Below are 13,526 nucleotides of genomic sequence, written 5' to 3'. Positions count from 1 at the left end.
TTAATTAAATATCAGTTCGAAGAATAAAACCCTGCCCATGTACATTTTCTATTCGTAAAGACGTATCCTTTCTTAGATGTTTTCGTAAGTGAGATATATATACATTAAGGCTTTTTTTGTTGAAATAATCATTTTTACCCCAAATACCGGTCAATAGTTCCTTGTAAGTACACAATTGATCTTTACGGCTGGCCAAATAACTTAACAAAGTACTCTCCCTGGCTGTAAGTTTTATACGTTGTTCTTCATGTATCAGTTCCTGATTAACCACATTAAGCGTGTATTTACCAATAGGTTGCAAGGTATCTTTTGTGGCAAAGGCAGTAGTTTTATCAAGCCGTGACAAAAGTGCCCGTATTCTCACCACCAGCTCCTCTTCATCTATGGGTTTCTTGAGATAATCTACCGCTCCTACCGAGAAACCTTTTAAGACATCTATTTTAAGAGATCGCGCCGTTAGAAAAAGAAATGGCAGATCAGAGTGTTGTAAATGAATGCGGGACCCCAGTTCAAAACCATTTATATCCGGCATCATTACATCTAAAATGGCCAGGTCAAAAATGTGTTCATTGATCAGTACCATTGCCTGTTTGCCATTTTCGGCCCAACTCACTAAAAATCCTTTCATTTTAAGATATTCCGATAACAGATATCCTAACGAACGATCATCTTCAACCAATAATAATTTATACATATATCTGTTTTTTATCCCTGGGTAATTTCACCGTAATGGCCGTACCCTCTCCCGGTTTGCTTGCTACCAATACTTTACCTTTATGTATATCTGTTACTTTCTTCACATAATGCAGCCCCAGCCCATGCCCTTTTACCTTATAAAGGTCTCCTGGCACAACCCGAAAGTACTTATCGAAAATACGGTTTTTAAATCGCTCTTCTATACCTGGTCCCTTATCTTCTATCACTATAAAAACATGAGTATTATTAGAGGACACCTCTAAGTGTATGTCTGGTATTTCACCTCCGTATTTCCGGGCATTGTCAAGCAGATTGTTTATAGCATTTACCAAATGAGCCGTATCTGCTTTCACCCATAATACTTCTTCCGGTATGTTATACGAAAAACTAAGTTTCTCTATTGAAGTAAGCAGTTTAAAATCTTCACAGGTTTTTCGTAAAACCGGCCCGATGTCCTGTCTTTTTAAATTAAAAATTCCTTTTTTATTTTCCAGATTAGCCAGTTCCAATACTTTGTCAGTATGATCTTTTAGTCTGTTTACCTGCTGTCGTATAATTTCCAAAACCGGTTTCTTTTCTTCCGGCTGATCATCTTCCAGTATTTTGGCAGCTACCCCTATGGAAAAAACCGGAGTTTTCAGTTCATGCGTAAGGTTGTTAATAAACTCATTCGTTGTGGTAATTATGTTGCGCTGCCAGTAGAAAGATCTGAGCACCCATAAAACCACCACTATGATAGCCACCATAAAAACCAGTCCGGGAATTGTTAGCCCGTTTAACTGAAAGAGAAAAAAAGTATTCAGATCCCTGAATTGTAACTCCAGAATAAGTCTTTTATCTGTAAGTTTTGGCAAATATCCTTCTAAAATAACAGGGTATCGTATAAGGTCTTCCCCTTCGTTAAAAGTTACGGGAGACGTTAAAGAAAAACTCGTGTCCCTGGCAAAAAGACGATACGAAAATTCCGTTTCTATTCCATTTTGTACCAGTTTTTCGGTTAAAAGATCATTCAGAAAAAAGCGGGAAGCATCCTGAACACTATCCATACTCAAACGGAAATATGAATCGTCTCTGGTAAGTGCTTTCCCTACCAGAAAAGTAAGCTGGTTTTCCTCATACAAAGACGTACGTATATCTTCTCCGGCTTTGCTTACTTTTTGATTGAATTGAACTTTGGCAAGATTAAGCCCTATTTTGAGATATTGGTACTGTACTACAGCTAACCCTATTACAGAAATACTAAAAACGAGTATGTACAGCTTTCTTTTATTCACTTCTTTCTACCTCCGTTTCTACAAATATTTTAATCCTCTGTTATAGTAATTAAACTTTTATTAAACTTTTTACTTTATCATTAGTCCAACACCCCTTAAATATACTTTATCTTAGCATATAACCTTAATAAGTGAATTTATAACAATCTTCATACAATAAAAAATAAGTTCACCCCTATTGCAAAATGCAAACGACCTGCATTTTGCAATACTTGTTTTTAAGCTATGCATTTTAAGTCTGTCTATACCTGTTTTTTTAAAATCTTTTACCGCTATGAGTTGGCACTTTTATTAGTAACCAGTGCCTGTACCCCTTCTGAAGAAATGCTTTTTGAAAGCCTCCACCCACAAAATAGCGGTGTCACCTTTGAAAATACTTTAACCCATACTCCGGAACTTAATATACTAACCTATCTGTATTTCTATAATGGTGCGGGGGTAGCAGTTGCCGATTTCACCAATGACGGGCTTGCCGATGTATACTTTACAGCCAATATGGAAGCCGATAAACTGTTTGTAAATAAAGGAGATTTGCGTTTTGAAGAGGTAACCCGGTCTGCGGGAATTCAAAATGCCGATGGATGGACCACCGGGGTTACCCATGTAGATATCAATCATGATGGATTGCTGGATATTTACATCTGCAAAGTTTCTGACTTTTTATCATTAAAAGGACATAATCTTTTATATGTGAACCAGGGAGTGAACCAACAGGGAGTTCCCGTTTTTAAAGAATCTGCCGCTGTTTACGGGCTTGATTTTTCGGGCCTTTCAACACAAGCCTCTTTTTTTGATTACGACCTTGACGGAGACCTGGACCTCTATTTACTCAATCACTCCGTACACCCCAACAGGAACTATGGGAAAGGAAAAAACCGGGAAATACCCGATTGGCGCTCCGGTGATAAACTCTTCAGGAACGACCAGGGAAAATTCACAGAGGTCACACAAAACAGCGGGATCTTTCAGGGAAAAATAGGTTACGGGCTGGGAGTCAGCATTTCAGATATCAATAATGACCGATATCCTGATATATATGTAGGTAATGACTTTTTTGAAAATGATTATTTGTACATAAATCAGCAAAACGGCACTTTCAAAGAAGTATCGCATGAAGATCTTACCATTCTGGGACACACTACGCATTATTCCATGGGAAACGATATTGCTGATATTAACAACGACGGACATACAGATATCATTTCACTCGATATGCTTCCTGAAGAGCTTCATACCTACAAAACCTCTGGGGCCGAGTTGCCTTTTCAAACCTATGCGCAATACCTGAAAAACGGATATGCACCCCAGTTTATGCAAAACACCCTCCATATAAATCGCGGGAACGGTATGTTTTCAGAAATAGCCTTTGCTGCAGGAGTAGCTGCCACAGAATGGTCCTGGGCTCCGCTACTGGCCGATCTGGATAATGATGGCTACAAAGATATTTTTATTACCAACGGCATTAAAGGTGCCAGCAATGATATGGATTATATAAACTTCATTGCTAACAATAACATACAACGGCGAATTGCTAACGAACTAAAACCCCAGGACATGGGCATGATAGATGAACTTCCCGAGAAAAAAGTAATCAATTACTTTTTTAAAAACAATAAAAATGGCACCTATAGCAATCAGCAGGGCAAATGGCTTAAGAATATCCCTTCATATAGTAACGGCAGTGCTTATGCCGATCTGGATAATGACGGAGACCTGGATCTCGTGGTAAACAATGTGAATGCACCCGCTTTTGTCTTGGAAAACAAAAGCACCCAAAGGTTTCCCCAGCACAATCACCTCACCATTTCATTTAATGGTAATGACCAAAACCCTTTTGGTATTGGCACCTCTGTGACAGTATATAGCGGAAAAGAGCTGTTATTACAAGAGAATTTTGTATCCCGGGGCTATCTGTCCTCTGTACCTCCAGAAGTGCATTTCGGATTAGGGAACCTTACCAAAATTGATTCCATACACATACAATGGCCTGACGGACGTTTTCAATCATTGCTTACCCCTCAGGTAAATCAAAAAATAGAGGTTTTCTATAAAAATGCAACTCTTTATCCACATCCGGTGAAAAAAAACACCACTTCCCCAATACTTGAAAACACACACAGTCTCCTTTCATTTACTCATAAAGAACACCCCTCCATCGAGTTTAACCGGGACCCGCTTATACCCTTTGCTTATACTAACGAGGGGCCGGGTATTGCCATAGGTGACAGCAATCTTGACAAGAAAGATGATATTTTCATTTGCGGAGCCAAAATGCAATCCTCAGCTCTGTTTATCCAGGACACACATGGTAATTTTATACCCGAGCAGTCGGCCCTGTTCGCTGAAGATTCCATATCTGAAGATATTGCTGCCGTCTTTACAGATATTGACACAGATGGAGATCAGGATCTCATTGTAGTAAGTGGAGGAAACGAGTTTAAAACCGGTGCGCCGCTCACACCAAGACTCTACATAAATGATAAGGGTGTATATAAAAAAGATACCTTATCATTTACAAACACTTATATAAACGCCTCTTCTGTAAAAGCAGTTGATTTTAATACAGACGGATATCCTGATCTCTGTATTACCTCCAATCAGCTTCCCTGGCAGTATGGGCAAAGTCCCAAACAATACCTTTTTGAGAATAACCAAAATGGCACTTTTTCTGATGTAAGCGATTCTTTTGGTACTGAATTTCAAAATATAGGTAACGTTCAGGATATTATCTGGACCGATCTTAATTCCGACAATAAACCCGATGCTGTTGCCGTTGGCCACTGGATGCCGGTATCGGTTTTCTTAAACAGAGGTGACCGGTTAATACTTCAAAAACAAAACAGCCTCAATGATACTCACGGCTGGTGGAATACCGTACAGGTAGCCGATATTGACAATGACGGAGATTTAGACCTTATTGCCGGTAACTGGGGGCTCAATACCCGTATAAAAGCTTCCAGAGAACAGCCGGTAACTCTTTACCGTAATGATTTTGATGATAACGGGAAGACAGAGCCGGTGATCACTTATTTCTATCAGGATCAGGAAACCCTGTTTGCCTCCAAAGACGATCTTGCCAGACAAATGCCTTTTCTGAACAAAAAATATCTGTCTTATGCTCATTTTGCAGACGCTGCATTTAAAGATATTTTTCCAATAGAAAAAATACAAAATGCCTATAAAAAACAGGTGTTTGAACTGGCTTCCTGCTATTTTGAAAATACAGGCAACCTCACTTTTAAAAAACAGCCATTACCCTTTTCTGCACAACTCTCACCTGTTCAGGATATTTATATTGGTAACTTTAACAATAATGGCTATTCCGATATCTTTCTGGTGGGTAATCATTATGAGATCAACACATTGCTCGGCAGGCAGGATGCCTCTCACGGCATACTGCTCACCTATAATTCACAAGGTTTTTTTACTGAATATGAACAACAAAAATTTTACGTAAAAGGCGCTGCTCGACAGATAGGAAAAATTCGTATAGGTCATACAGATTACCTGGTGATCACTATAAATGATAACACTCCCGTATTTTTAAAAATAAACAACCGTACACCTGATGAATTTTAAAACCAAAATCCCTGTATATGTCTGGCTTACCGCCCTTAGCCTCTTGACGTCCTGCCAGGAAAAGACAGAACTGGCCATAATAAAAGAAACTGCACCAACCACTCTTTTTAACCTTATGGCCCCAGACTCTACCGGAATAGATTTTACTAATACCGTTGAAAATCAAAAAGATTTCAACATTTTTAAATATCGCAACTTTTACAATGGTGGTGGGGTAGCCATAGGCGACATTAATAACGATTCCCTCCCCGATGTGTATCTTATTGCCAATATGGGCCCAAATAGGCTTTTTCTCAATAAAGGTAATTTCATCTTTCAGGATATCACAGATAATGCGGGCGTAGCGGGCAACAAACCCTGGTCCACCGGGGTCACTATGGTAGATATCGATCAGGATGGATTTCTTGATATTTATGTTTGTAATGCCGGCAATATGGAAGGCAATAATCATGACAACCAGCTTTTTATAAACAATGGAGATCTCACTTTTACCGAAAAAGCCCGGGAGTTTAATCTGGCTAAAAGCGGTTTCACCACACATGCTGCTTTTTTTGATTACGATAAAGATGGAGATCTCGATGCCTATATCCTTAACAACAGTAACATTCCTGTAAGCAGCCTAGGCTATGCAAAACAAAGAGAAGTACGTGCCCGGGACTGGGAAGGTGTACCTGAAATATTTAGAGGTGTGGGAGATATGCTTTTGCGAAATGATAAAGGTGTGTTTACCGATGTAAGCGAAGAAGCAGGTATTTACGGAAGCCTCATAGGCTTTGGACTGGGAGTCATGGTTACCGATATTGACCAGGATCTCTACCCGGATATCTACGTGTCAAACGATTTTTACGAAAGAGATTATTTATATATAAACAACAGGGATGGCACCTTTACCGAATCTATTAAAGACTGGACCTCGCATCTTTGTCTTTCAGCTATGGGTATTGATATTGCAGACATTAATAACGACGGGTTAAACGATATTTTCATTACCGATATGCTCCCGGAAGGCGATGAACGTGTTAAATCTGTTATGGAATTTGAAGGATACGATGTTTTTAAACTCAAACAGAGTAAAGATTTCTATCAGCAATATATTCAAAATACCCTGCAGCTCAATAACGGGAACCAGTCCTTTTCAGAGATCGCATATTTCAGCGGGGTTGCTAAAACAGACTGGAGCTGGGCTGGTCTTATTTTTGATATGGATAATAACGGATACCGCGATATTTATGTAACCAACGGGGTTAATCACGATCTCACCGATATTGACTTTGTTAATTTTTTCGCTAATGAGATCATCCAGAAAATGGCACTTACCGGTAAAAAAGAGGCTATCGATTCTATCATAAACAAAATGCCCCGGGTACCCATACCCAATTATGCTTTCAAAAATAACAAAGACCTTACTTTCAATAATGCAACAGACCAATGGGGGCTTAATATCCCCAGTATGTCCAACGGGGTAGCCTATGGCGATCTCGACAATGACGGAGACCTGGATATGATCGTAAACAATGTAAATATGCAGACCTTCGTTTTTAGAAACAATGCCAATGCGCTTACCAAAAACAACCATATACGCATACGCCTTGAAGGAGAAGTTCCCAACAGGAATGCTATTGGTGCGAAAATTAAACTGTATTCAGGACAACAACTCATACTACAGGAGTTAATGCCCTCCAGGGGGTTTCAATCCTCGATGGATTATGTAATGGCTATTGGGCTGGGAGATATTGAGAAAATAGATTCTTTAAGAGTGATCTGGCCTGATGATCATACACAGTTATTGACCGGTGTATCCGTTAATCAACTGCTCACCTTAAAACAAAGCAATGCTCGTGAACTTTTCACCGTTCCCGTTGCTAAAAAGCAACGCACTTTACTTACTGAGATCACTCCGGAAAAAATAGAGGCCCATAAAGAAAATACTTATGTAGATTTTGACTATGAGGGGCTAATTTACCAAATGCTTTCTCAGGAGGGTCCTGCTCTGTCTGTAGGTGATGTGAATAATGACGGATACGAAGACCTGTTTGTTGGAGGAGCAAAAGGACAACCCGGAAATATATATCTCAACCTAGGCAATGGAAACCTAAAGAAAACCACACAGAAAGTACTCCAGAAAGATCGTCGTTTTGAAGATACTGCTTCTGCTATGTTCGATGCTAACGGAGACGGTTATATTGATCTTATGGTAGGTTCAGGTGGTAATCAAACAGAAGACAAAAACCAATACAGACCACGGCTGTACTTGAATGATGGTAACCATAACTTTATAGCTGCTGCTCAACCCTTACCCTCTGTTTTTAACAATATATCTGTAATCGCTCCGTATGATTTTGACCAGGACGGAGATATTGATGTTTTTATAGGCTCCCGAAGTGTGGTGGGTACCTATGGTATAGACCCAGAACATCTTTTTCTTGAAAATAAGGGAGACGGCACGTTTACCCAGGCAACAGATCGTTATGCTTACGACCTTCGTAAAGCCGGTATGATAACAGGTGCCGTTTGGGCAGATATAGATGGTGATCGCATTAAAGATCTGGTAACCGTTTCAGAATGGGGTACTCCCAAAATTTATAAAAACAACCAAAGAAAACTTGCCTTTATATCTACTGCGCTAGACAGTCTTTCCGGCTGGTGGAATACCATTGAAACCGCCGATCTTGATAATGATGGAGATCAAGATCTTATTTTAGGAAATCAGGGTAATAACCTTCCCTATCAAACCTCTCCCGAAAACCCCGTAAAAATGTATATCAATGATTTTGATAACAACGGCACCATAGAACAGATCATTACGCGCCACACCCATGGTAAAGACTACCCCATCCATATGAAAAAAGAGCTTACTGCTCAAATTGTTTCCTTAAAAAAGGAAAACCTCAAAGCTGCTGATTACGCCAGAAAATCTATTGACAAACTATTTTCTAAAGAAATGTTTGAAAATTCTATTGTCAAAACTGCGGTTAACTCCCAATCCCTTGTCATTCTAAATGACGGAAACCTTTCGTTTACCATTAATCCTCTCCCAGATAGGGTACAGCTCTCCTGTATATGTGGTATTGCCTGTGCAGATATTAATGAAGACGGGCACACAGACCTTATTCTCGGGGGAAATAACTTTGAGTTTAAACCTCAATTTTCTCGCCTGGATGCCGGTTATGGCAGTGTTTTATTAGGTGATGAAAATGGTAATTTTGAATGGCAACCCTACCAAAAAAGTGGTTTTTTCATCCGGGAAGAGATAAAACATATCAAAACCTTCAGGGATAAAAACGGGAAAACATTCCTCATTGCTGCCATTAACAATAACCAACCCAGGATATTCAGTTTCAATGATTAAAAAATTAAGTATCATACTCGTCTTTCTAATAACCGGCTGCTCAAAAAATGAGGGACGGTTATTCTCAATAATAGACATAGAAAAAACCGGTATCACTTTTAAAAATACCGTAACCCCAACAGAAGAACTCAATATTCTGGACTACCTCTATTTTTATAATGGCGGAGGGGTAGCCGTAGGAGACATTGACAATGATGGCCTTCCTGATATTTTTTTTTCCGGAAATCAGGTAAAAAACCAGCTATACCTTAATAAAGGGAATTTGCAGTTTGAAGATATTTCAGAAAAAGCAGGCATTTCAGGAAATAGCAGTTGGAACACAGGAGCCGTTATGGGTGATATTAACGGAGACGGATGGCTCGATATTTACGTATGTGCCGTAGTGGGTATTAATGGATTTAGCGGGCACAACGAACTCTTTATTAACAACAGGGATGGGACTTTTACAGAAAGTGCTTCTTCTTATGGTCTCGATCTGGATACGTATAGTTCATCTGCCGCTTTTTTAGATTTTGATCTTGACGGGGATCTGGATATTTATATCCTGCATCATGCCGTGCACACTCAGGAATCGTTTGGAAAAGCCGCTCTCCGCCATAAAAGAAGTTATGAAACCGGGGATAAACTCATGCGTAATGACGGTAATGTGTTTACAGATGTCAGTGAAGAAGCCGGCATTTACGGAGGCATTAATGGTTACGGGTTAGGTGTGGCCGTAGCCGATTTTAATAAGGATGGATGGCCCGATCTTTATGTTGGTAATGATTTTCATGAAGATGATTATTACTACCTCAATAACCGAGACGGTACTTTTACCGAATCTCTTAAAGATCACTTTGGATATACCAGCAGGTTTTCCATGGGGAATGATGTGGCCGACATTAACCATGACGGATGGCCCGATATCATCTCTCTGGATATGCTACCCGAAGATGAAAAAGTACTTAAATCATCCGAAGGGGATGATAACCCGCAAACACTTAAGCTACGCACCGAACGTTTCGGCTATCATTATCAGTTTACCCGCAATATGTTGCAAATAAACCGTTATGGTGATCATTTTGCTGAAACCGCTCTTCTAAGTGGCATAGCAGCTACCGACTGGAGCTGGAGTGCACTTTTTGAAGATTACAATCTCGATGGGCATACCGATCTTTTTATCTCGAACGGTATCCCAAAAAGACCCAATGATCTTGATTATATAAAATTTGTTTCCAATGAACAGATAAAAAACAAAATGAATAATACCCGGCTGGTAGATAAAAAAGCCCTGGCACTTATGCCTGAAGGTAAAACAGCTAATTATCTTTTTGAAGGCACCGCTACGCTGCGCTTTAAAAATGTTTCAGGAAAATCAATACCCAAAGATACCCTGGTCTCCGGGGCTACGGCGTATGGAGATCTGGACAAAGACGGAGACCTTGACCTTATAATTAATAATCTCAACAGTTCGCCGGCAATTTACATTAACAAAACCAATAGAAAACACAGTTATTTGCAAATACAATGTAATTACAAACAGGGCAACCCATTTGGTATTGGCACCAAAATATACAGCTATCACCAGGGGAAGCTCCAATACAAAGAACTCTATACCGCAAGAGGCTTTCAGGCTTCTTCAGAACCCATACTTAGTTTTGGTTATGGAGATTGTAAAACAGTAGATTCTATTAAAATAATATGGCCCGACCAAACTCTTACCAAGCTTACCAATGTACCTACCGGTCAGCTTCTCATCATAAATCCGGATAAGAGTCAAAAACTAACAAAACAACCACTCCAAAAAAGTAAAACCAAAGATATCTGGTTTGCACCGGCACTCAGACAATTGGGTATAGATTTTGTACATAAAGAAGATAATTACCTGGATTTTAACCGGCAAAAGCTAATACCTTATAAAATCTCAGACCGGGGACCTGCAACCGCTGTCGGAGATATTAATAACGACGGGAAAATGGATGTTTTCTTTGGCAGTTCCAAATTCATACCTTCCACTGTTTACATACAAACCGATTCTTCATTTACCAAAACTTCCATTCCTGAAATATCCAGGGATTCGGTCAATGAAGACGTAGCCGCAGTGATAGCCGATTTTAACAACGATACCCGTAATGATCTTTTTATAGGTACCGGAGGAGGCGATTTTTACAACCGTATGACACCTCTACGCGATACCTATTACACAGGTACCGATAGCACATTTAGTAAAACAGCCGTTCCCGAATATTTTGAAAATGCTTCGGTACTAAAGACTTCTGATATAGATAATGACGGTGATCTCGATATTTTTGTAGGCAATCATGCCGTTTCAAACAATTTTGGCAAGATCCCTGGTGCTTATATACTCCTTAATAATTCAGGAAAATTCATGATAATGAACCTCCCGGAGTTTGAGAGCATTGGTATGATCACCGATGCTATATGGCATGATTTTAATGAAGATGGTATTGATGACCTGATCATAGTAGGTGAATGGATGTCGCCCGTTTTTCTCGAAAATAAGAACGGAAGCTTTACAAAAGTTCATCATGAGGTAAACACCCTTAGCGGCCTGTGGCAGGCCATTATGCCTTTTGATATTGATAACGATGGTGATACCGATTATCTTCTGGGTAACTGGGGGCTCAACAGCAAATTCAATGCCCAACCCAAAAAACCCATGAAAATGTACTATAGCGATTTTGACGAAAATGGTACCACCGAAACCGTAGTCACTACCTTTAAAAACGGAAAATACTATCCGTTAGCGGGATTAGATGAGCTTTCAGATCAAATGCCCACCTTTATGCGAAAGAAGTTTACCCTTTACAAAGATTTTGCCGGCAAAACTGTTAACGAAATCTTTAGCAGGGAACAACTCAACAAGGCCCGTATTCTTGAAGTACATACTCTCGAAACAGGATATCTGGAAAATAAGAACGGAAAGTTCATTTTCAAACCCTTTCCGGAGTTCATGCAACTGGCACCGGTAACTACTTTTCTAACTTATGATTTTGATGCTAATGGTACCGAAGAAGTGCTGGCTGCCGGAAATTATTTTGGCGTAAAGCCTTTTCATGGCAGGCTGGGGTCTTTTCCCGGGGCGATCATCATCAATACTGAGGATATTGTTCCGGGAGATGAACTTGGGTTACAGTTTATGTTTTCTGCAGCACGCAACCTCGCTATTATTACCTTTAAAAACGACCCGTACCTTTTGGTTACTATGAACAATGCGCCCGCTCAGGTATATAAATTAACAAAATTGAACCACGCGAAATGAAACTGTACATTAAGAAAACAATAGTCCATAGCTTACTAATTTCATTATTTGCAGGTGCCTGCACCCGGGAAAACATGCCCATAACCATTACTCCGGATGATTTTCATAAGGCGGTTGATAAGGTTACAGAAATAATGGTACATGATATTTTTTCACCACCGGTGGCCAGCAGGATCTATGTATATCCCAACATTGCAGCCTACGAGATCATCGCAAAAGAAAGTGAAAATTTCACCTCCTTAGCGGGGCAGTTATCCCAAATGGGGGGCATTCCTGATCCTGACACAGAAACTACACCTAATTACCGGCTGGCAGCCCTTATTGCACACCTGGAGGTAAGCAAAATGCTTATTTTTTCAGAGCATGAAATAGAGCATTACAGGGATAGTCTTTATCAGAAATGGGAAAAAGTAAACAAAAAAGAGTTACAGGTATCCCGCGCATACGCGTTAAAAGTAGCTTCTTATGTTCAAAAATGGCTGGATACCGATCAATATAAACAAACACGCACTATGCCAAAGTTTACAGTAAATGCCGATGAGCCTTCGAGATGGCAGCCTACTCCCCCGGCATACATGGACGGCATTGAACCCCACTGGAACAAAATACGACCCTTTACATTAGATTCTGCCTCCCAGTTCAAACCCGTACCTCCTCCCGATTTTTCTATGGAAAAAAACAGTGCCTTTTATAAAGAATTACAGGAAGTTTACAAAGTAAGTCTGGACATCACAGAAAAAGGAGATGACTCTGAAGAAATAGAAATTGCACAATTCTGGGACTGTAACCCATATGTTTCAGTAACCCGCGGGCATCTTATGTTTGCTACCAAAAAAATCACGCCCGGAGCACACTGGATAGGTATTTGTAAAATTGCTGCGCGTAAAAGCGGAGCCAATTTTAATGAAACCGTATATGCATATACAAAGACCTCTATTGCTATTGCTGATGCTTTTATAAGTTGTTGGGATGAAAAATACAGAAGTAACCTTATCCGGCCAGAAACACTTATTAACACCCATTTTGATGAAGAGTGGAAACCCATTTTACAGACACCGCCTTTTCCCGAATATACCAGTGGTCACTCTGTTGTTTCAGGAGCCGCTTCTGTAGTACTCACTTCAGTTTTTGGAGAAAATTTTGCTTTTGATGACGATACGGAGGTACCATACGGATTGCCTATACGAAGCTTTGACTCTTTTAAGGAAGCAGCAGATGAAGCTGCCATAAGCAGGTTATACGGGGGCATACATTACCGGGCCGCCATAGAAGAGGGCGTTAGCCAGGGAAGAAGTCTTGGGAAATTTGTGGTGAACAAACTGAAAATGAAAGCTTTTGAGGAAAAAGTAGCAATAAAATAAACAGA

General features: G+C 39.9%; 6 protein-coding genes. 4 read left to right on the top strand and 2 right to left on the bottom strand.

Annotated features, from left to right (window positions below; translation table 11 throughout):
- Positions 1-4 precede the first annotated feature (4 nt).
- Entirely contained in the window at positions 5-694 is a 690-nt protein-coding gene (locus WAO84_RS06380) for a response regulator transcription factor (RefSeq protein ID WP_340064518.1), read from the bottom strand.
- A complete protein-coding gene (locus tag WAO84_RS06375) occupies positions 687-1,970 on the bottom strand; it encodes a sensor histidine kinase (protein WP_340064517.1) in 1,284 nt (427 codons plus the stop codon). The genes WAO84_RS06380 and WAO84_RS06375 overlap by 8 nt, the downstream gene beginning before the upstream one ends.
- Positions 1,971-2,249: 279 nt before the next feature.
- Here WAO84_RS06375 and WAO84_RS06370 point away from each other — a divergent pair, with 279 nt between their 5' ends.
- The 4 genes from WAO84_RS06370 to WAO84_RS06355 are packed head-to-tail and all read left to right on the top strand — an operon-like array spanning position 2,250 to position 13,521.
- On the top strand, positions 2,250-5,549 hold the full coding sequence (locus tag WAO84_RS06370) for a VCBS repeat-containing protein (RefSeq protein WP_340064516.1): 3,300 nt from the start codon (positions 2,250-2,252) through the stop codon (positions 5,547-5,549).
- A complete protein-coding gene (locus WAO84_RS06365) occupies positions 5,539-8,898 on the top strand; it encodes a VCBS repeat-containing protein (protein WP_340064515.1) in 3,360 nt (1,119 codons plus the stop codon). The genes WAO84_RS06370 and WAO84_RS06365 overlap by 11 nt, the downstream gene beginning before the upstream one ends.
- Positions 8,891-12,160, top strand: a complete 3,270-nt coding sequence (locus tag WAO84_RS06360; protein ID WP_340064511.1) for a VCBS repeat-containing protein — start codon at positions 8,891-8,893, stop codon at positions 12,158-12,160. The genes WAO84_RS06365 and WAO84_RS06360 overlap by 8 nt, the downstream gene beginning before the upstream one ends.
- Entirely contained in the window at positions 12,157-13,521 is a 1,365-nt protein-coding gene (locus tag WAO84_RS06355; RefSeq protein ID WP_340064509.1) for a vanadium-dependent haloperoxidase, read from the top strand. The genes WAO84_RS06360 and WAO84_RS06355 overlap by 4 nt, the downstream gene beginning before the upstream one ends.
- Positions 13,522-13,526: the final 5 nt, after the last annotated feature.

It is taken from the genome of Ascidiimonas aurantiaca, from assembly GCF_037646345.1.
GTDB classification, from domain to species: Bacteria; Bacteroidota; Bacteroidia; order Flavobacteriales; family Flavobacteriaceae; genus Ascidiimonas; species Ascidiimonas aurantiaca.
The sequence above is the reverse complement of the archived record's forward strand: the minus strand, read 5'-3'. Positions and strand labels throughout refer to the sequence as shown.

Coding starts and splice junctions, on each gene's coding strand:
- WAO84_RS06380 (WP_340064518.1), bottom strand. CDS start 694: ATGTATAAATTATTATTGGTTGAAGATGATCGTTCGTTAGGATATCTG.
- WAO84_RS06365 (WP_340064515.1), top strand. CDS start 5,539: ATGAATTTTAAAACCAAAATCCCTGTATATGTCTGGCTTACCGCCCTT.
- WAO84_RS06360 (WP_340064511.1), top strand. CDS start 8,891: ATGATTAAAAAATTAAGTATCATACTCGTCTTTCTAATAACCGGCTGC.
- WAO84_RS06355 (WP_340064509.1), top strand. CDS start 12,157: ATGAAACTGTACATTAAGAAAACAATAGTCCATAGCTTACTAATTTCA.